General features: G+C 57.7%; 15 protein-coding genes. 5 read left to right on the top strand and 10 right to left on the bottom strand.

Features of this window, described 5'->3' with window-relative positions; genetic code table 11:
* Positions 1-198 precede the first annotated feature (198 nt).
* The 3 genes from IB277_RS14435 to IB277_RS14425 are packed head-to-tail and all read right to left on the bottom strand — an operon-like array spanning position 199 to position 3,293.
* Positions 199-963, bottom strand: a complete 765-nt coding sequence (locus IB277_RS14435) for a metallophosphoesterase (RefSeq protein ID WP_192371210.1) — start codon at positions 961-963, stop codon at positions 199-201.
* Entirely contained in the window at positions 960-2,864 is a 1,905-nt protein-coding gene (locus IB277_RS14430; RefSeq protein WP_192371209.1) for an AAA family ATPase, read from the bottom strand. Before IB277_RS14430 ends, IB277_RS14435 begins: the two co-directional genes overlap by 4 nt.
* A 42-nt stretch (positions 2,865-2,906) precedes the next feature.
* Positions 2,907-3,293, bottom strand: coding sequence for a hypothetical protein (locus IB277_RS14425; RefSeq protein WP_192371208.1), 387 nt, complete (start codon positions 3,291-3,293; stop codon positions 2,907-2,909).
* A gap of 501 nt (positions 3,294-3,794) precedes the next feature.
* On the opposite strand from IB277_RS14425, the gene IB277_RS14420 reads away from it, so the two are divergent.
* Positions 3,795-4,328, top strand: a complete 534-nt coding sequence (locus tag IB277_RS14420; protein ID WP_192371207.1) for a PIN domain-containing protein — start codon at positions 3,795-3,797, stop codon at positions 4,326-4,328.
* A 171-nt stretch (positions 4,329-4,499) separates the two neighbouring features.
* On the opposite strand, the gene IB277_RS14415 is transcribed toward IB277_RS14420, so the two are convergent.
* On the bottom strand, positions 4,500-4,898 hold the full coding sequence (locus IB277_RS14415; RefSeq protein ID WP_192371206.1) for a SyrB-like regulator: 399 nt from the start codon (positions 4,896-4,898) through the stop codon (positions 4,500-4,502).
* Between the two features lie 200 nt (positions 4,899-5,098).
* On the opposite strand from IB277_RS14415, the gene IB277_RS14410 reads away from it, so the two are divergent.
* Complete coding sequence (locus IB277_RS14410; RefSeq protein ID WP_192371205.1) at positions 5,099-5,722, top strand: hypothetical protein; 624 nt, start codon at positions 5,099-5,101, stop codon at positions 5,720-5,722.
* A gap of 89 nt (positions 5,723-5,811) precedes the next feature.
* Here IB277_RS14410 and IB277_RS14405 read toward each other — a convergent pair whose 3' ends face one another.
* The 3 genes from IB277_RS14405 to IB277_RS14395 form a co-directional block, all read right to left on the bottom strand.
* A complete protein-coding gene (locus IB277_RS14405; protein ID WP_192371204.1) occupies positions 5,812-6,171 on the bottom strand; it encodes a hypothetical protein in 360 nt (119 codons plus the stop codon).
* Between the two features lie 311 nt (positions 6,172-6,482).
* Positions 6,483-7,211: a hypothetical protein gene (locus IB277_RS14400; protein ID WP_192371203.1), complete on the bottom strand. Its 729-nt coding sequence runs from the start codon at positions 7,209-7,211 to the stop codon at positions 6,483-6,485.
* A 33-nt stretch (positions 7,212-7,244) separates the two neighbouring features.
* Positions 7,245-8,453: a trypsin-like peptidase domain-containing protein gene (locus IB277_RS14395; protein ID WP_192371202.1), complete on the bottom strand. Its 1,209-nt coding sequence runs from the start codon at positions 8,451-8,453 to the stop codon at positions 7,245-7,247.
* Positions 8,454-9,336: 883 nt separating this feature from the next.
* Between IB277_RS14395 and IB277_RS14390 the strand changes: the two genes are divergently transcribed.
* The 3 genes from IB277_RS14390 to IB277_RS14380 all read left to right on the top strand — a co-directional run bounded on the left by IB277_RS14390 (position 9,337) and on the right by IB277_RS14380 (position 12,701).
* Positions 9,337-10,521 (top strand): adenylate/guanylate cyclase domain-containing protein, encoded by a 1,185-nt coding sequence (locus IB277_RS14390; protein ID WP_192371201.1) that lies wholly within the window; start codon positions 9,337-9,339, stop codon positions 10,519-10,521.
* Between the two features lie 232 nt (positions 10,522-10,753).
* Positions 10,754-11,212: an NUDIX hydrolase gene (locus IB277_RS14385; RefSeq protein ID WP_192371200.1), complete on the top strand. Its 459-nt coding sequence runs from the start codon at positions 10,754-10,756 to the stop codon at positions 11,210-11,212.
* A 58-nt stretch (positions 11,213-11,270) separates the two neighbouring features.
* On the top strand, positions 11,271-12,701 hold the full coding sequence (locus IB277_RS14380; protein WP_192371199.1) for an aldehyde dehydrogenase family protein: 1,431 nt from the start codon (positions 11,271-11,273) through the stop codon (positions 12,699-12,701).
* Positions 12,702-13,079: 378 nt separating this feature from the next.
* Here the strand turns inward: IB277_RS14380 and IB277_RS14375 are convergent, their stop codons facing one another.
* The 3 genes from IB277_RS14375 to IB277_RS14365 all read right to left on the bottom strand — a co-directional run bounded on the left by IB277_RS14375 (position 13,080) and on the right by IB277_RS14365 (position 17,190).
* Positions 13,080-14,135, bottom strand: a complete 1,056-nt coding sequence (locus tag IB277_RS14375) for an MFS transporter (RefSeq protein WP_256436308.1) — start codon at positions 14,133-14,135, stop codon at positions 13,080-13,082.
* A gap of 284 nt (positions 14,136-14,419) precedes the next feature.
* Positions 14,420-14,977, bottom strand: a complete 558-nt coding sequence (locus tag IB277_RS14370; RefSeq protein WP_309140336.1) for a phospholipase D-like domain-containing protein — start codon at positions 14,975-14,977, stop codon at positions 14,420-14,422.
* Positions 14,974-17,190, bottom strand: coding sequence for a hypothetical protein (locus IB277_RS14365; protein WP_210334496.1), 2,217 nt, complete (start codon positions 17,188-17,190; stop codon positions 14,974-14,976). The genes IB277_RS14370 and IB277_RS14365 overlap by 4 nt, the downstream gene beginning before the upstream one ends.
* Position 17,191: the final 1 nt, after the last annotated feature.

Below are 17,191 nucleotides of genomic sequence, written 5' to 3'. Positions count from 1 at the left end.
ACGATGCGCCGACCTAGTGGGACGAAGTCCGGCCCCAGGCCAGACCCGAAGGAGTCGCGTCTGGCAGCGCGGCGCTTCCGGGGCTTGTCTCCGTCTGACATGTGAAGCTCCCTTTTCGTCGTTGCCTGTCCAGTGAGCGCGCTCCGATAACATGGAGCAGAGGGCGCGTTTCTCCGTGCTGGCAGGTGGTGATCGATGTCAAATTTCGACGACTAGCGATGCATCGAAACCGGTATGCTCTCCGGGATACCCCCGTGGATTTGAAACGACTCTTGTCTGGCCCACGACGTAATCCGCCCTGCGGTGCACGTGGCCGTGGACCCACAATCTCGGCGCTTTTCCTTCGATGAGCTCCTCAAGGTTCGAGGCGTAAGACGCCGATAGTAGATCTCCGCGGAACTCCGTTGGAATGGCTTGGAACGACGGAGCATGATGGGTAACAACTACTGTCTTCCGCCCCGTGCTGGTCAGCTCCGTTCCGAGAAATTCGCGCGTTTGCCGATGCATTCGATAGGCGTGGATCGGCTTGAACCTCCTGTATGGCTGCTTTGAGAACTTGATCTTGCGGTAGTCATTCATGCCCGCCTCGGCTGCCGCCATGGCAAGGGCGGGATCTCCTCCGAGCAGATGGAAATCGGTCCAGAGTGTTCCGCCTACGAACCGGACGTCATCGATGTCCACAGCATCGCTTTCAAGAAAGTGGACATTGGAATGGCGATCACCGAGAGCTCGCGCAGCCTTAATGCTCTCCTGTATGGAGCTCTGATAGCACTCGTGATTGCCAGCAACGAAAATCACCGGCATCGAAGGAGCGATGTTTGCCCCGAGCCATTCGATACTCGGGACGATTCCTTTCGTAAGGAGGTCGCCCGCGCAGATCAGAACGTCGGCATCGCGTGGCGGAGCAACCGGGAAGGGCTGGCCGAACTCGAGATGCAAGTCGGAAATGACCCAGGCCTTCATGGTGTGCTGCCTTCTGTCGGAGGTAACGAACAAGCGGCCCTGACATCCTCCGCGGTCAGTTCCAGTTGCTCCGACAGGAGCGAGGCGAGCGCTTCAAGGGCGCTTTGTTTCGCCGACAAAATTTCGGTTGCATGGTCGAGCCCAGCTTTTAGGCGTCTTTGTACCGCAGACCGCAAGTTCGGGTCGCCGCGGCGCAAGTTTTCCAATGGTAGCCGTCCCGATCCCGTCTCGCTCAGCAACTCGTCGCCAAAACCGAATCTCCGCTCCATCATCGTAGCGAAGTCTGTCGCGATGAAGAGGTCGGACTGTGGATCGCCGCCGGCAGCGGCCGAGTGGTCCCCGAAGACGATCCGCTCAGCAGCCATTCCGGCAAGGAAGATCGTGATGTTATCCGAATAGTATTTCGCCGTTGCCATAGATGGGTCGCTGTTCCGAAACTCGGTTAGACCAATCCGCCTCCAACCAGCCGCTGAGGGCCTTTCGCTGTTGATCGATACCCGGACGAGCGTTTCCGGGCGAACCTCGTGCCCGACAATCGCGTGGCCCGCCTCGTGCACGGCGAGGCGATACCGCTCTTCTTCAGTGAAAGATAGCATTGGGGGGAGCGCAGCATTCACCTCCGCCTCCGTCACTTTGCTGCCGGTCGCTCGCGCGGTACGCCTGGCTTCGCGGGCAAGTTTTTCGATGTCCGCGCCTGACCATCCCTCCGACGCCTTGAGAAACGCGCCGAGATCACGCAGCGAGGCATCCGGCAGGTGAAATCGCAGGATCGCTTGCCGGCTTTCATCATCCGGCAGGGAAATGGAGACCAGCTTGTCGATCCGGCCCGGCCTCAGCAGCGCGGGATCGATCGCATCAGCGTTATTCGTTGCGCCGATGACGATCACACCCTCGCGTCCGTCGATCGGATCGAGGCATTCCAACAGCCCGTTGATGACCTGGCGCTTGTAGTCGTGGTGCTGATCGAAAATGCTCCCCCGATCCCCAAACGAATCGAACTCATCGATAAATAGGATTGATGGCCGTTTCGCAAAGGCGTCCGAAAACGACTTTCGCATGGCTTTAAGCATGTCTCCCTGATGTCCGCGGGCCTGCCAAGACGCATATGAGGCATGAACGAGCGGAATGTTACAGGTACTCGCCAAAGCGCGTGCGAAAGTCGTCTTTCCACTTCCTGGCGGGCCGCTCAAAAGGATTCCCCGGTCGACGTCAGCCCAGTCGATCGCACCTCGCTTCCAGTCCCCGATATCCTGGGCAAGTTGCAGGCCCCAATCCTTCGCTTGTCCGTAGCCTGCCAGATCCTCTAGCCGGACATCGCCTTTGTCGCGACGCCGCACAGGCGGGCTATCGGGATCGGTCGACAGCGCCTTCAGCTGGCAGACAATACGTCCGACTGACCGCCCCGGTCGGATGGCCAGTCTAAGCTCGTGCAGGCTCTTGGTTGCCAGAAAATCCGAGTCTGCGTCGGTCATACGCAAGTCGAGTTGTCGAGCGGCCACTCTGAAATCGCTTGGCGAGGGCGGCCGCATGACGGCGCGGAAGTCAATTAGAAGAGCGAGCTCGGAAGAGATCTCGGTTTCCTCGGTGCAAAATAGGATCGCCCGTCGGACGAAGTAGAACGTCGAGAGTAAGTCCGTGCTGGACCGTGTAAATTCTGATGCCACGTCGACCAAAGCGGTGCGCATCCCGTCGTCGTCAAGTGCATTGACGACGTTTAGGAGTCGGCGGGCGGCGAACTGATAGATGTCCAAATCGTTCTCGTTCGGAACGACGATTAGAGCTACAAAACTGGAATCCGGCCGACGCAACAGGTGCCGAATAGCATTCCGAATGCCGAAGGACGCGACAACGGTGGCAAGGTTTTGCGGGAGCGTATCCCGCCCTTTCAATTTGAGAGTCATGGTGAGCCTCGATGGTGATGACAGGGACGACGTGGGGAAGGCTCACCCGCGTATTCGTCTCACCATCGTCTCGGGCCCGATAATCGCGTCATCCAACTCCACTTCGAGAAATCCTTGGAGGATCAGAGACGCTAGCGCGGCTACGGGCTGAGTCTCGCGAACAGCCCGGAGGCAGTCAGCGAACGAGAGCGGCCCCTGTTCGTCAAGAACTGAAAGCAACCTCATGCGGTCGCCCAGCGGGACGCTGTGGCCCGCATATCGCAACAGGTCCTTGGCGTTCCTCAAACGGAAGCCGTCGTACACTTCGGAACTGCTAACCTGGCGGTAACGGTGGGATTGTGCTTCGGCCGCGTCAGCGAGCTCCTCCGGGCTAACAACTTTGCGGTCGGGCGCGTCCAGTAGCCACCAGACACCTTGCGTGTCCTGCATTCTGAAGTCCGGAACGTGCTCTCCTCGCCAAGTCTCCAATGGTGATGGACTACAGCCCCAGGCAATCACGTCTGGATTCACGTCGAGGACGTATGCGAGGTCTCGAGCGACCTTAGATCGGTGCTTTGCGAATGCCGGGCCTTTTACAGAAGGGCGACTGGTGGAGAACTGCATAGCTTGACCGGCTTCGAGTGCGGTCTGCTGAATATGATCTGGGGATGTCATCTAAGACCTCGATACAAACCGAATTGACACCTCTCCGCTTGCGCGGCAGCGTTCAACGTATTCGTATCGTGAGCAGGACGAGCTTGATCATGCCTGGAACATATAAAGAACATTCAACATTGCGTCAAGAGGCTTCCCGCGGCTTCGCCGGGCGAACGCACCTCAGCTTAACGAGGCACTCTGTGGCAGCGTCTGCCTCTAGTGGCTGTTTTACGGGAAGTTAACTATATCCGGCGACCTTGGTAGAAATGTATTGGCTGACGCGAGACCGCAAGCATGGCCGACAACATCTTTCTGCTCGATACGAACATCATCAGCAATGCGAGCAAGCCGAAACCCCACCCCGCCATCGCAGAATGGTTGCTGGCACAAACCCGAGTGGCGATACCGTTTGCGGCAATCCTGGAGATTGAAACAGGCATTGCGGAGAAGCATCGGTCCGATCCCATCAGGGCAAAACAACTTTGGGACTGGCTGGATGGTGTCCTCGACGCCGAGTTCGAGTACCCGGTGCCAACCCCTCAGGTAGCGCGGCTACTCGGAGAGTTGACGTGCTGTAGGCCGCTCACCCATCTCTGGTTCGCAAACCCGCTGGCGGACAAGAGGAAACCTGGCCAGGATCTCTTCATCGCCGCGACTTCGATCGTGTACGACATGCCCGTCGCCACACTGAATGTCAGGGACTTCGAAGACATAGACAAGTATTTTCCGCTCCCCGGCGTCTATAACCCGGCCTTCGATGTTTGGGCGGTCCCACGACGCGGGTCGTCCGTTGCAGTTTGCGATGAGAGCGCGACTATGGTTGCGTGATGCGATTTGCTGGTCAGTCTTCGTTCCGTAGCCTCGAATGTCCTTTATGTTTGCAAGCCCAACCCGGACAGGGCTTCGTCACCTTAGGGATCGCACCAAAACCTTCCAGGCCAGGAGCACTCAGCGAAGGGGCGATGAAGGCCGATCGTACAACGATCGGCCCGGTAACGATCACGCAAGTCCGAGCCGTTTGCGAAGATCGGCATTCTCAGCCCGTAGCTTTTCGGCCAACGTCTTACGGAGGCGCACATTCTCCTCTTCTAACTGAACGAGGTCGGCGATCTCGTCTAGCACCGGTACCGTGGCCTTTATCGGCTGCTTCCGCACACTGGTCTTCGGAGACTTAGCGGGATCTTTCGCTCGCGCTTTGGGGGCCCTCGCCTGCGTATTTTCCTTCGGCTTCCTGCCCCTCTTTGCCGGGGCCGCAGAACTTGCTTCTGTCGCCTCGGAAGCAGCATCGGACGTGGTCTTCTTCTGCCGCGGACCACGCTTTTTAGCTGGAGATACTTCTGTCGGCGCGACCGCTGCCGCTACTTCGGGATTGCCTTCGATATGTTTTTCGTCTGCCATGCTTTGTTTTCCCTCTGAAACTATACGCACATTTCATATGGGTGCGTCGTAGAGTCAATAATCCACGTGTGCCCCTTGTCTCCGTCGCGCGGCTGATCTTGCGAGGGCGGGAAGTCACTTGAGAAATGCGCCTTGAACGCAAATCTGAAGTTCAGAATTTTAACAACCGCTGATATTCCCTCGACACTCTTTGGAGGTTGATGCAATCTGCGGAAGGCAAATTACCGTTGGGGGCGCACGTGTGGGACGCAATCCCGTATATCGGCGGCGGGCTGACGCTTGTCGCATTTGTTGTGGCAGCGCTAGTCCAGGCCTATGGCCTCAAACTCCGGAGCGCCAGGGAGAACCTGTCAAAAGTTCCCGAGCGTGACCGTTTGGAAGCCATGCAAATAGCGGAACAATACTTCCGGATTGATACCGATGGCTTCTCCCAGGCGAAGAGAATGGAGATTATTAGGCAGCAATTGCAGCTAAAAGAGCAGCGCCAGCGGCAAACGACGATTGTAATCCTTGTCGTTGCGGCATTGCTAGCTGCGGTGACAATTATTGCTCTCTTGAAAGAGGAACCAGGGATCGCTGCCGGCTCCGCAGTCCGAGAATATACCGTCTGCAACGTAGATCTCGATAATAGTCATAAATGCCCCCCAAACGACTTCCTTGAGAGAATTGGACACTCGGCGAGCCACGAAGATATTGTTCAGATCGCGGAGGCGCGATGCGCGCAGAAGGGACTTCGGCCCGCAATCCCCGCCGGCTACATGAAGTCCGACACGTCAGGTGGGAAATGGGGTGTTAATGTCATCGTTATTCGATGCATGACTTAGTGTGGCTTTAAACGGGCTTCTCCAGACGTCCGCGCCGCCAACTTTTTCGGATCGGCGGCGATCGCATCAGTTGCGACTCGCGCCCCGTCTCACGAAAACTTCATGTCTAGCACTGTCGCGAATTCACTTTTTGCGCGGTCAACGAACGAAATGATTTCGCTACGCGTGGCCAGTTTCTCCACCGGGCTGTCGACCTCGTATACGAGAGCACGGCCATCGCAACGGGTTCCCGCCTTGTTTTGCTCGCGCTCATCCTCATCGGGATAGTGACTGACGTTCCACACGCTGTGGTACCACGAATCGTCCTTGCGGAAGGATTTCACACATTTCCACCCGATCAGTCCCATCGTGGTCTGGGACGAGGCCGAAGGTTCGAGACGTGTCGGGTCGGGTTCGACCTTATCAGGCGGCACCACAGCAGTATCGGTCCTCAAACGAATCTCCAACATCCATTCCCCTGCCCTGGGTGCATGTCGATTATCACCGCTCCTGATCGACAGGAACGACGTCGAATGCAAGGGAATGTAGTCCCACGTCCACCTGTTGAAGGGGGACGTACCTCGCTGGGGGGATGATTGCTAAGGAGGCTGGACCACTGATAGAAGCTCAGTTCGGGAAATTGATCCGCAATGACTTGGACGGTGTCGAGGCAGCGTCTTTGGTATGCCCAGATCAGCCGGTAGGCGTCTCGTACGTTTGCTAGGAGCCCGCTCAGTTCGGCAGTCTTATTGGCATTCATCGGATGTTCCTAAAGTCGTAGTCAGTTAAAGCTTCGATCGATTCCATGCGCCAATTTTTGCTCTGGGGCCGGGGGCGTGTTCAGAGTCTCTGCGTGTCGATAATTCGCCAGCCCTAAAGCCTCGATGATGTCTTCGACAATGCGCCGGTCACGTCCTACGATCGACTTTTCGTGAAATTCCACGAGCGAACGCAGTAGATCACTCCAGTGGGCTGCGAGTGGGCGTATCTCGATATCGTGCTGTTCGAGTTCCCTGAGCAGTCTTTCTACAAGAAGGTCAGCTCGCGCCCCTATTCCACCAATGGCCATCAGGTAAACGCTTCGGGGAACGTCCTCCCCTTCCTCTTCCCTGGCGCTGTGATAGGCGGTCCACTGTCGCCGCCACTGGTCGGCATATTGGGCAGGAGCAGTGCCGAACTTTGCCTCCACAATCACGTCGATGCGAACTGCAGGGTCTCCAACCTGGAACTGGAGAAACACATCGGGCTCCACGGTCGACGCTTCACCCTCTTCCAGCCATCTCGGCCAGAATTCGACATCCAGGAGTTCGACCATGCGATAATCGGGAAGCTCAGGAAAGGCGCCCCGAAGGATCGTCCACAATACTGGCCCGTCGAGGTAGGTCAGGCGTCCGAACACCGAAGCCGTCAACAAATCTTCCGATGCGCGAAACACTTGTCGCCAGCTCGCGCCTGACTGAATCTCCGACTTGAGCCTCCCGGCTTTACCATTGGTCAAGGCGACCAGCATCGATACACACCTCCCCTTTTAGACCCGCGACAGCTATTTTACGCCCAGATCGACGCCCTTTGTCGCCTTAGGTCGCCCCAGCGTGTCTTTCAACCAGCACTCATTCTTCTTCGCAACATAGGCGAAGGCCCGGCAGGCATTGTCACCGACGCAGGCCACAAAGCATTCAAGGTAATTCGTGCGAGTAAGCCGTTTGTAATCGCCGCCGGGAATATCGACTCCGGAGTAGCTTGTGAAATCAGATACGATAACGTCGGCCGCCTTTGCCGACGAGTACGCCGCCATGGCGTCGCTGTTGCGTATCAGGGCCACCACGTTGTCCTTCAGGAAACAGAACCGATGCTTGGCGTTGTAGGTTATAGCCTTGCATTGACGGTCAGTCTCGCATGCAGTCCGGCAATCCTGGTAGCTGACGTTTTTGAGGGTCCCGTAGTCGAATCCAATCGCGTCGTAGCCGCTGGCGTCGAGTAACGGGACGTTTGCTGTGGCTCTGGGAATGTTGGTTACAGTATCCTGAGTTTGCACCGACGATTGCTGCACCGGCGATCCGTAACATAGGATTTGGAAAACCGAAGGGGCAATTATGTCGGCGAGATCCGCAGTCGTCATAACGGGCTGTGCCGGCACTTTGTCGCCGGAGTGACTCTGGATGTTTTGTGATTGCATGAATAGATCGCCGACCGAGCCCCGGATGGCGAAGTTAATGTTCTGCGCCGTAATCCCGATTTCGTCGGCTGCTTGCTTCGAGAAGGTCGCGCTTGTGACCCCTAAAAGAAACCCGTCACGATCAACCACAGGGCCGCCGGAGTTTCCCGGCTGTATGGGCGTCGATATCTGGATGTATCTCGTATCGTTTTTCAGCCCTGCCAAAGCGTTCACGTTGCCCGTGGTGATCTTAACGGAATCCGAAAGCAGGTCGGCGAGCGGGTAACCGATCGAGACGATGTCTTCTCCAAGCCTGGTGGGCGTACGCCTGAAAGTCAAAGGCTTGAGCGGTAGTCCGACTGATACCTTGACCAAAGCCAGGTCGTTGGTCGCATCGATCCGCGGGTCGAAGGCCGCACCTTTCCCCTTTATCTCGATGCGGCTGCATTTCTCGACCACATGCGCGTTGGTCATGATCCAGCCGTCGGATGTTACGGCAAAACCGGTGCCCGATGACGTGGGGTTGTCCGCGAATGCACTCGTGCTTATCGCCAGCGCGACGAATTTTGCCGCCATAAAGCGGAATTTGGTCTTCATTTCGATCCCTCAGCCTCGGGGACCGTAGAGGAAACAGCTCACTGTCTTCAACCGTAATCTGCAGTGGATGGCGGAGTTGTTTTATGGCCTCTTAACAAAGATCCGTGCAGAATGGACACCCGTCAGGAAGGGGATGTCGAGGTCTCGCCGCCGTCCGGGAATGCGTTTCGTTCTTCAGAAAAAATATGACTTTCCTTCGATTCAACGCCACGACCGTCTACGTTGCCGCTCTTATAGCCGCCGCGCTCTTCTTCCATGGCGCCCCGACGGCGAACGAGCCTTGCAGTGGAAGGAAGGGCGGCATCAATCACTGCCAAGGCTCGACGTTTATATGCAACGATGGTTCGGTGAGCGGCAGCAAAAAAGATTGCCAATCTTACATGGGAGGCGCTTCGCTGATGGGATCGGCTGCTTCCGAGATGGCCCCTAGCGCGACCGGAAGCTGTTCCTGCAACAGCGGAACCTATTGCATCGGTCCTCGTGGCGGGCACTTCTGTATTACGGACAACGGCTCGAAAAGCTACTTGAGGAAGTAGATGAGGGTTTTGACCACTCGCCTGCGCGCAAAAGTAACAAGGACACCAGGGCCTTCAGGGCTCGGAGTGTTCACGCGAAGGTCCGATAACCTTGTTCCTTCGAACCGCAACATGCGGCAGCCCCGTACGGTGTAAAGCAGCCCTCCCCACGAACTCCGCAATCTCCGGGCATACCTTGGTACATCTACCAACAGCGGTCTAAGTGTTGTTATCTATTGAGAGTTTGCTCCTCGGAACAGCCGCAGCGGTAACGCACCCAGCAAAATAGTTCGGCGGAACATAATCGGTCATAGGCCTGAGGTTCGTTACTTCCATTCCTGTGATGAAACCAATGGAAGCTGGCGAAAATGGGACTTGATCAAACTATAGATTTCCCCGTTCAGATCATTGACTGGCTCTCGGCGGGAGTTCGGGATCAAATGCAGGCAGAGAGGATCTTTGCCGAGCTTTGCACGCGCCTCGTTCTGTTTGGCATCCCTCTAAGCAGAGCGACGCTGCATCTCCGTGTCCATCATCCGCAATGGCTCGGCACGCGAATGGTCTGGATGCGAGACCAGTCCGAGATACGCGTTCAGACAGTGTCCTACGACGTTGAGGCAACCGACGTTTTCCGGCGAAGCCCGTTCCAGATGGTCATCGCGACTGGGAAGAGCGTCCGACAAAAGCTTCAAATCATGGGCCCGCATCGCTTCGCGGTTTTCGAGGAACTGAAGCAGGCCGGTCATTCGGACTACGTCGCTTGGCCATTGGACCATACGCAGGGTCGCCGCCATCTTCTCACGTTCGCAACAGATCGAGCGGGAGGCTTTTCGGCCCGCGAACTGGCGATCCTTAATGCGCTCCTGCCGTGGTATTCGCTTGTCACGGAGATTCGCCTGAAAGATCAATTGGCTCGAACGCTGCTGCAAACATACGTCGGAGTGCATCCTTCTGAGGAAATTTTGCACGGTGCTACGACGCGTGGCGCGGGTGCGACGATAGAAGCGGCCATCCTCATCTGCGACATGCGTAACTTCACGCGCTTGTCTGACCGCCTTCAGCGCGACGAACTCATTGGGATTTTGAACCAGTTCTTCGATGTTGTCGGAGAACCCATCGAAAAGCACGGCGGAGAAATTCTGAAGTTCATCGGTGACGGCCTGCTGGCGGTTTTCCCAATGGACCGCGCAAATGCGTGCCTCCAGCTTCTCACGGCTGTCCGCGAAGCATATGACGCAGTGTCGCGGCTCCCGCTCGCGGCCGAGCCGCTACGCTTCGGCACCGCCATTCATGTCGGCGAAGTAATGTATGGCAATATCGGATCCAAGAAACGTCTCGACTTCACCGTGATCGGCTCTGCGGTTAATCAGGCCTTCAGGCTCGAGGCGCTCACCAAACGTCTGGGTCGTCCCGTTTTGCTCTCGGGGGATTTTGTGAAGGCATCGGGTTGCCACGGTCAGACGGACATCCTCGGGCTTCACACAATCGATGGCATCGCCAATGCGATCGAAGTGCACGCCCTGCGCTTCGACGGCGCTGGTGTACCAGGCTAGCATGAATTGAATCGACGCAGCATCACGGGTTGGCGACACGAGCAGATCTCAATCTATACCATCGTTTGAGTTGCCTCGTATCGGAAAACCGAGTGATAATCTGCGAGCATCCGCGTGTTTAACGTGAATGGGGCCTGTCAACGAGGCCCTCTCGCCTCTGCGCCCAGGTGGGTGTCCGCCAGTGTTCCGGAGAGAGCACGGCTGCAGCGCCACTGCGCTAAAGTGAACAGAAATGAAAAAACACGACAACACAGCTTCAGCAATCGATCCAGACATTAGGCAACAAGTCGCAGCACTTCCCTTTCGCTTTTCACAAGACGGTGAGCTGCAGGTGCTCGTTATAACGTCGCGGGACACCGGCCGTATTATTATCCCGAAGGGCTGGAAGAAGAAGGGCCACAAGAAGCCGGAGGCCGCTGCAACAGAAGCCTTTGAGGAGGCAGGCGTCCTTGGGGAAGTGCACCGAAAGCCGCTCGGAACCTATAAATACTGGAAGCGCAATGAACGCGAGTTCGAACAACTCCAGGTGCTCGTGTACCCGCTCCGTGTGACGAAGCAGCGCTTAGACTGGCCCGAGAAGGGGCAGCGCAAGGTGTCGTGGCTTTCTGCTGAGGACGCAGCGCTGCTCGTCGACGAGCCGCAGCTCGCAACTATCATCCGTAACTTCGCGGACAACTCATTGAACGCGTGATTGCGTGCGGCGAGCATCAACATCACCCTCCACGCACTTCAAACTTACAAGGACGCACATGCTGCACCAAAACCTGATTGCCGGCGAATGGATCGGTGGCAACGGGGTTGCCAACATCAACCCTTCGAACACCAACGACGTGGTGGGGGAATATGCCCTTGCCTCTGCCGACGATGCGCATGCCGCGATCGCCGCCGCTAAGGCAGCCTTTCCGGCCTGGTCGCGTTCCGGCATTCTCGAGCGCCACGCGATCTTGAGAAAGGCCGCCGACGAGATTCTCGCCCGTAAAGACGAGCTCGGAAGGCTGCTGTCGCGCGAGGAAGGCAAAACACTTGTCGAGGGCATTGGCGAGACGGTGCGCGCCGGCCAGATCTTCGACTTCTTCGCCGGCGAGTGCCTGCGGTTGGCGGGCGAGGTGCTGCCGTCGGCAAGACCCAATATCGGCGTCGAGATCACCCGCGAGCCGGTCGGTGTCGTCGGCATCATCACGCCCTGGAACTTTCCGATCGCCATTCCCGCCTGGAAGATCGCGCCGGCGCTCTGCTACGGCAACACCGTCGTCTTCAAGCCGGCCGAACTGGTGCCCGGCAGTTCCTGGGCGATCGTCGACATTCTTCACCGCGCCGGCCTGCCGAAGGGTGTCTTGAACCTCGTCATGGGCAAGGGCTCGGTCGTCGGCCAGGCGATGCTCGACAGTCCGGACATTCACGCCATCACCTTCACCGGCTCGACCGGCACGGGAAAACGCGTGGCGCTGGCCTCGGTCGAACACAATCGCAAATACCAGCTGGAAATGGGCGGCAAGAACCCCTTCGTCGTGCTTGACGACGCCGATCTTGCGGTCGCGGTCGAGGCGGCGGTCAATTCCGCCTTCTTCTCGACCGGCCAGCGCTGCACCGCGTCTTCGCGCCTCATCGTCACCGAGGGCATTCACGACCGTTTCGTCGCCGCCATGGGTGAACGTATCAGCGCGCTCGTCGTCGATGATGCTCTGAAGTTTGGCACCCATATCGGCCCGGTGGTCGATGAGCGCCAGCTCAATCAGAACACCGACTATATCGCGATCGGCCAGCAGGAGGGCGCAAAGCTTGCCTTCGGCGGCGAACTGCTGAAACGCGACACGCCCGGCTTCTACATGCAGCCGGCACTGTTCACCGAGGCTACGAACGAGATGCGGATTTCTCGAGAGGAGATCTTCGGTCCGGTTGCTTCCGTGATCCGGGTGAAGGACTACGACGAGGCACTCACTGTGGCCAACGACACGCCGTTCGGCCTGTCGTCGGGCATTGCAACAACAAGCCTCAAGCACGCGACCCATTTCAAGCGCAATGCCGAGGCCGGCATGGTGATGGTCAATCTGCCGACCGCGGGCGTCGATTTCCATGTGCCCTTCGGCGGCCGCAAGGGCTCGTCGCACGGCTCGCGCGAGCAGGGCCGCTATGCCGCCGAGTTTTACACCACGGTGAAAACGGCTTACACATTGGCGTAGCTCAGGAATATGCGGTATCGTCGAGACAACTGTCGGCGATACCCCCCTCCCCGGAAAACTACTTGACGGCGCAGCCGCAGCATAGACCTGCCAAAAGTGGCACCGATCCAGCACCTGATCCCCCGAAACTTGCGTTCGCCCGGCCGTCCCCGTCGTGAGATTCGATCGGTTATTAAACTGGCGGCAAAAGCGATCTTACGGCACGTCTCAGCTTTGAGGCCAGGTCGCGCTGCGGTGATCTCGCCCAGCTAGACGATAGGGTAGAATATCGACGCAACATTCATCTTCGCAGTGCCGCTGCGGAGATGACCGCCAACATCCCGCCCGCAGCTAGAGTGCTGAAGGCAAGTCCCCACGACAAGGAAGCTGGAGCGAAGTCTACGGCCAAGCCAAAGACAATAGGCGACACCGAACCCGCGCCAACCCAAAAATAGATCGCACTCCCAGCGCCCGGCCAAGCTGCGATGGGGGCACGACTTCGGTCATGGCCGAGGACAGAACCGCGGAGTCGCCAATGATCGCAAACCCGTAGACCGCGACTACAGGAAGCAGAAGTGCGACGTTAAGCTCACCAAGCCAACCTATGACGAGCGAACAAATGGTTCCGATGACTGAAAAGCCCACGAGAACCGGTTTGGCGCCAAATCGGTCCGCTGCGTACCCCGAAAGGAAAGAGCCCAAAAAGCCGGAGACATGGAGCGTAACCGCCGTCCAAAGGCCTATTTCGATGCCTGTCATGTGATGTTGAGACAGCAGCGACGCCGTTAGAAACGCGGGAATCCATGCCCATGCCCCGAACGACTCCCACGTATGACCTATGTGCCCGAGAGTAAGGAAACGCGCCTGTCGCTTCCAGCGCCGATCATCGTGTGTCTTCACTCGGTCCGCTGGCGTGGCAGGATCAACAGCGTGCCTAGTTGCGACGACGCTCAGTGCTGAGCCGACGACGGCTATTGCCGATGTGACCGCGAACGACAGCCGATAGTCCGCGACGGCGAGCATGACGTTTGCAACAAGAATGGAAATTACGTAGCCAGCTGACATACCGGCGAGGATCCACCCCACTGCCGAAGCCTTTCGATGGGGCTGTGCGTTCGTCGAAGCGAGAATAATGGCCGGCGTGTAACTGGCCCCTTGAGTAGCTCCCAAAAGCGCCATGCATACCAGTGCGCTTTCGAAAGAGCGCGCGCTCACGGCAAAAAAGACAGCCGAAACCGCGCATGCAATCGCCGACCAGACGAACACTCGCTTTTCACCGAACCGGTCGCACAGAAAAGAGACGACCAATAAGGAGATAACAAAAGAGGCTGTAAATGCTCCTTGAACCGTCCCGGCTCGAGCCGCTGTCATTTGCCAAGCGTCCATAAGCGACCGCAGGCAGGCGGGATAAGTCATGAATACCGCGGTGGTGCATGCCCGAGCGAGGACGAGCATCGGCATGTGCACTGAAGACGCGTGTCCCATCGGGGACCGTTCAATTACATCAATGATGGAAGAGCGCAGCAGGATTTCCGTTTGAAGCTTCTAGTTCGTTACAAATCGGCCCGTGTCAACGGCGCCGCGCACGACTTCGGTAACAATGGTTACCCTGTCGTTCAGTGCGCGCCGTAAGCGACCCTGACTGATATGAGGTTAGGCCAAGCTTAATGCATCCTTTGCGAGTCCCCGATGGCCAAGGGTCGTCAAGGTCGTCGGGATCGGCCGCCGAGCGAGTACGGCTACCTCGGGATCGCACCGTCCAAGTCGAACGTAGCGAGCACCGCATTTACCAACGTCGATATCGACGCGACAACCGGACCTTCTACCATGAGGCCACATTCGAGGTTTAGTCCCTTTGAGCGGTTCAAAAGGTTGGCCGAACCCACGTATGCATCGCTTCCGTCGGCCAGAACTATTTTGGAATGGAAGGTCTCATCTGTGTCGCCGTCACCGTAGATCAGTACGCGCGTTGCCGCCTTTCGCAAAGCTACCTCGTCCACGCCTGGCTTTGACAATTGATCTACCGACTGGAGAATGAGGATACGCTCTGTGGCAACCGCGTTTTCGAACATGTCGAGAGCCCAAGCGCAGCCCACGGCGTCGATATACGGGGTCATGACGACCAGCCTGTGCTGGGCTTTGCGCGCAAGATGGCGAAAGGCATCGGCGGTTTCGGTCTGAGCGAAAAGACGTGCCGCCGGTGTCGCGTCAAGAACGCTCCCGATGCGGCTCGGGGCTGGCGGCATTGTGACGACGAATCGCGCTCTTCCTTCTTGCGCCATTGATATCGGCTTCACGCGTCGAGCTCCCGCTCGAAGTACCCGACGATATCCGCGGAGTCGCGGAGTTCCCACTCTGGAGCCGGTCCGCCCTTGAGCACAGAGCGGGACAACAGAAGGTTTGACGCCGCGCACGACACCTCGCCGACCATGATGCATGCAGGGCACGCTCCCCCGCGACTATCGCACAAACTTCCCGAACCGCAGCGCAGCGTTCGCTGGTCAATCGATCGGCGTAGGAACTCCATCGCGTGATTTCTCCACATCGCGGAGATGTTCCCCAGATCGGGTGTCATGCCTTTCCGGTAGATGGTGAAAGCAAGGTCGGCGGGAAAAATGTATTCGCCGATGCCGTCGCGATCCAGGCCGGAAGCATCAGCGAGCGAATGGATGAGCTGGTGCGATAACGAATGCAACAGCATATAGATGAAAGGCGCCAGGTTCCGGGGCATTCCCTGTCGCTCTTTATCCTTGTAGTCGTCGAGAAACTGTCCGAAGTCCTGGTACCGCTCAAGGTATGCTTGGGAGAGGCCGACTTCGTCCGGCGGCATGTCAGTGATGCCGTTCCTTTTTAGCCACCGCCTCACCCTGCCCTCCTCGAGCTTGATGTAGAGCGCCTCGTTTTTCTGCTGAGTAACGTAGATCGGGCGCTGGTGGTTCTTCATCTCGTCGAATGCGACGAGCCTCACCGGCATCGCGACTTTCCGGTTCTGCGTCTCCCTGTGGTAGACGGGCGTCGCCGACACACGCGAGAAGCCGAAGCTGTACTCGCAGATCGGAAGACCGCGTACCAGGACCATCTTCCCGATACCAGTGCATTGAAGCACTTTCTGGACGCCCCTCTTATACTTTTCCAAATCGGCAGCGATGCCCGCATTTTCGAACAAGGGTAGGTCCGGATTGACGACATCAACCGCCGTGTGGCGAGGCCCCTGCATTCCGGCGTTGATATGTTCTTCGACGAACGCCGCATGCTCTACAGTGAGGCGGATGGGATCGAACTTTCGGGCCCAAGCCCCGCGCGAACGGACCGCAGCGTCGATGGCGGGACTGGACAGCTCTCCACGGGCAATTAGACCCTCGGCGAACCAGCTTTCACGCATTTTGTCCATGTCCGACTTGAGTCCGCTGGCGTCCTGTCCCTGTGCTACTCGTTTGAGATACCAGTTCCTGTACGTGACGAAATCGTCCCATTCCGCGGATCTGCCAACCGCGGCGAGCGCGGCTTCTATTTCGAGGTCGGACGGCTCCCTGTATGGAATAGAATGGATCTCAGCCAGGCGTTTAAGTAGGTCCTCTCGGCGCCCCGGGGCCATCAGCTCGACGACGGTCGCTTCACGCAACTCGATGAAACTCGCCCTCTGAGGATAAAACGCGCTGCTTGCCCGGTAGGAAACCGGGAGCATGTCGACTTCTATCCACTCGAACTTACGGCCGCCAGGCTTCTCCTGATCAAGTCTAAGTTTTCTGAGTACGTTGGGTTCCGCTTTTTTAAGGTCGCGCGTGGTCTCGCATTCTTCGCACTGAAACCGCCATTCGGAGAAGACCGGCGGCTTGTTCTTCAGCTTGAACTGGGTCCAGCCACAGGTACAGTTCTGGATCAGCTTAACGTCCTGTGTCTTGTCGTCGAACGTATAGTTGAAAGGATTCAGCGGCTCGACAGTGCCGTACCAATGAGCATACACGACGTCCACCTGGGACCATCGGGCGTCGTGACCGTTGCACTTTTGGGGCAGTCCACGCTTCGCTTGATCGGCAACGCTCTTGAACTCGCGCAGACTCTGGCAGACCCCGCATTGGTAAAGCAATGGGTAGGGCACGTATCCGACGACCGTAGGCTGGTTCATGGCGAAGCGGGTCGGATCTATCGTAACGTCGCCGGTGCGATGGTCGTAGAAGGGATCGTCTAGTATGAACTCCTCTGGCGCGTCGGGACATGCATCGAGAGCTCGCTGTCGCCAGCTCTGGGCAAACTCCTTGATCCCTTCAAAAATCGTCTGAGTGACGTTCGCCGGAAGTCCGTTCGGGAATTCGCGGGGGATTGGAACGGCCTTGCAGATGCCTTTGCCGCCCTCCCAAGTCATCAAGACGCCAGGTGCGTACGCCGTCGCTATCTGCGAACGCGAACGCTGCATCTTGGGCGGCTCTGGCCTTTTATCTTCGCCGTCGTTATCGGCCGCTCCACGACGGCCATATCCGCCACGCTCGAACTTCGTTGTTCCAAATGCCATA

The sequence above is a fragment of the Ensifer sp. ENS07 genome, assembly GCF_014852185.1.
GTDB classification, from domain to species: Bacteria; Pseudomonadota; Alphaproteobacteria; order Rhizobiales; family Rhizobiaceae; genus Ensifer; species Ensifer adhaerens.
This window is presented reverse-complemented; position numbering and strand designations above follow the sequence as displayed.

Excerpts from the sequence above, each read along its gene's own strand:
- IB277_RS14410 (WP_192371205.1), top strand. The coding sequence starts at position 5,099 with ATGCAATCTGCGGAAGGCAAATTACCGTTGGGGGCGCACGTGTGGGAC.
- IB277_RS14375 (WP_256436308.1), bottom strand. The coding sequence starts at position 14,135 with ATGCTCGTCCTCGCTCGGGCATGCACCACCGCGGTATTCATGACTTAT.
- IB277_RS14385 (WP_192371200.1), top strand. The coding sequence starts at position 10,754 with ATGAAAAAACACGACAACACAGCTTCAGCAATCGATCCAGACATTAGG.
- IB277_RS14390 (WP_192371201.1), top strand. The coding sequence starts at position 9,337 with ATGGGACTTGATCAAACTATAGATTTCCCCGTTCAGATCATTGACTGG.
- IB277_RS14420 (WP_192371207.1), top strand. The coding sequence starts at position 3,795 with ATGGCCGACAACATCTTTCTGCTCGATACGAACATCATCAGCAATGCG.
- IB277_RS14425 (WP_192371208.1), bottom strand. The coding sequence starts at position 3,293 with ATGCAGGACACGCAAGGTGTCTGGTGGCTACTGGACGCGCCCGACCGC.
- IB277_RS14395 (WP_192371202.1), bottom strand. The coding sequence starts at position 8,453 with ATGAAGACCAAATTCCGCTTTATGGCGGCAAAATTCGTCGCGCTGGCG.
- IB277_RS14430 (WP_192371209.1), bottom strand. The coding sequence starts at position 2,864 with ATGACTCTCAAATTGAAAGGGCGGGATACGCTCCCGCAAAACCTTGCC.
- IB277_RS14435 (WP_192371210.1), bottom strand. The coding sequence starts at position 963 with ATGAAGGCCTGGGTCATTTCCGACTTGCATCTCGAGTTCGGCCAGCCC.
- IB277_RS14415 (WP_192371206.1), bottom strand. The coding sequence starts at position 4,898 with ATGGCAGACGAAAAACATATCGAAGGCAATCCCGAAGTAGCGGCAGCG.
- IB277_RS14400 (WP_192371203.1), bottom strand. The coding sequence starts at position 7,211 with ATGCTGGTCGCCTTGACCAATGGTAAAGCCGGGAGGCTCAAGTCGGAG.
- IB277_RS14365 (WP_210334496.1), bottom strand. The coding sequence starts at position 17,190 with ATGGCATTTGGAACAACGAAGTTCGAGCGTGGCGGATATGGCCGTCGT.
- IB277_RS14405 (WP_192371204.1), bottom strand. The coding sequence starts at position 6,171 with ATGTTGGAGATTCGTTTGAGGACCGATACTGCTGTGGTGCCGCCTGAT.
- IB277_RS14380 (WP_192371199.1), top strand. The coding sequence starts at position 11,271 with ATGCTGCACCAAAACCTGATTGCCGGCGAATGGATCGGTGGCAACGGG.